This window comes from Haloferax sp. s1 (genome assembly GCF_058382125.1).
Genome location: NZ_JBZRPK010000168.1, coordinates 1 through 1,594, shown reverse-complemented (window position 1 = coordinate 1,594; position 1,594 = coordinate 1). Strand labels below are relative to the sequence as shown.

Genomic DNA, 1,594 nt, shown 5'->3' with positions numbered 1-1,594 from the left:
GAGCCTGTCCAAGAATCCACTTGGCCAAGTACATCGGATACGCGGGTGACTCTACCTCCGACATACCTTTGACAAAAATACGACGGGTGGCGACTATCGTGCTATTGCGTCGGCGACTGCGTGGCTGTCCGGCCCCTGGCCGGACCGCCACAGCTTCAACAGGTTGTGCGTCGCTGAGAACAGCGACCACTCGGCACGTGCTCCCGTCTCTCCACGCAACAGGAATCTATCACACCCCCGCGTAACGTGTTGGCCGAACACCGGCTCCACGGTCTGACTTCGCTTGCGGTAGATTTGTTGCCCTCGTTTCGTTCGCAACTTCCGCTCCATCCGTTCTTTCGGGCCATACGAGTCGGGGATCCGCCCCCGGGGCGGATCCGCCTCTCGCAGTTCTTTCCGTCGCTTCCAGTCCTTGGTCGTAGCGATGAACAGTTCCATCTGCTCATCTGCTACCTGCGCGTTCGCGTTACTCCAATACCCGGCGTCGGCAAGCGCCCGCTCCGGGCGCTTGTCGTTCACCTCCTCACAGATCTCCAGCATCGGCTTGAGTTGCTGGACATCGTTTGCGTCAGTCGTCACATCCTGCGCAACGATGATCTGCATGTTACAGTCTACCATCGCTTGGCCGTTATAGCCCTGTTTCCACCCGTTGCGGGTTTTGAGCGTTTGACTCTCTGGATCCGTCGTGTTCGCCTTCGTGTCATCCGGGAGCCCCACCTCCTCCGGAGGTGTGGGCTTCCGGCCACGTTTCTTTTGACCTGATTCTTCCTCTTCCCGCTCTCTTTGACGAATTTTCTCGGCCTGCTCCTCCTTGCGTCGCTGTTCCTTGGAGTCAAGCCGTTCCTTGGCTTCTTGTAACCGTTCGAGACGACCCTCTTGCTCCCGGAGTTCCTCCGGGAGCTCGTCTCCTCGGTTTTGTGGTCCATACTCTTCATCTTCGGTCGCGTCAATCTCGGCAGCTTTGTCGAGGATAGCTTGGATTTCCTCGGTGATCTGGTCACGAGTCCGATTTTGGTCGAGGGCAGCGTCGCCCTGGACGCGACGGCCGTCCAGGGCGACTTCGCCCATCTCGGCCATGCCAGCTTCCCGACAGAGACGAAGAATCTCAACAAAGAGATGCTCGAACTCCTCGCGGTGGTTCTTGCGAAAGAGGCTGATCGTGCGGAAGTCGGGCTGTTGATTCGCGGCAAGGTACCGAAACGCGACGTCACGTTCGAGGAGCCGATCGAGTTTGCGGGAGCTGCGGATACCAATACAGTAGCCGAAGACGAGGACTTTCAGCATCATTACGGGATGGAAGGACGGCCGCCCGCGGCCGTCCTCCCGGTGGTCCGGATAGAAGGGATCAAGCCGGCCCTCGTTGTCGAGATGATCGATGACATCGGAGACGTAGCATTCGAGGCTATCCTCTTCGACCCACTCCGCGACGTTCTTTGGCAGGAGATGTTGCTGATCTTGGTCGTATTGAATGAAGTTGAACGTCACGAATGGATCCTTACGCTGTACAAGGGTTTCTACTAGATGAAATTTACGTCATGTGTACACAGTGCTCGTAGACTTTGAGGTATTCTGCCGATGTTTCTTGGACAGGCTC

At 57.3% G+C, this 1,594-nt stretch carries 1 protein-coding gene; it reads right to left on the bottom strand.

What is annotated here, in order from left to right; translation table 11 throughout:
- Window positions 1-93 precede the first annotated feature (93 nt).
- On the bottom strand, window positions 94-1,485 hold the full coding sequence (locus QT222_RS01320) for a transposase (protein ID WP_491476053.1): 1,392 nt from the start codon (window positions 1,483-1,485) through the stop codon (window positions 94-96).
- Window positions 1,486-1,594: the final 109 nt, after the last annotated feature.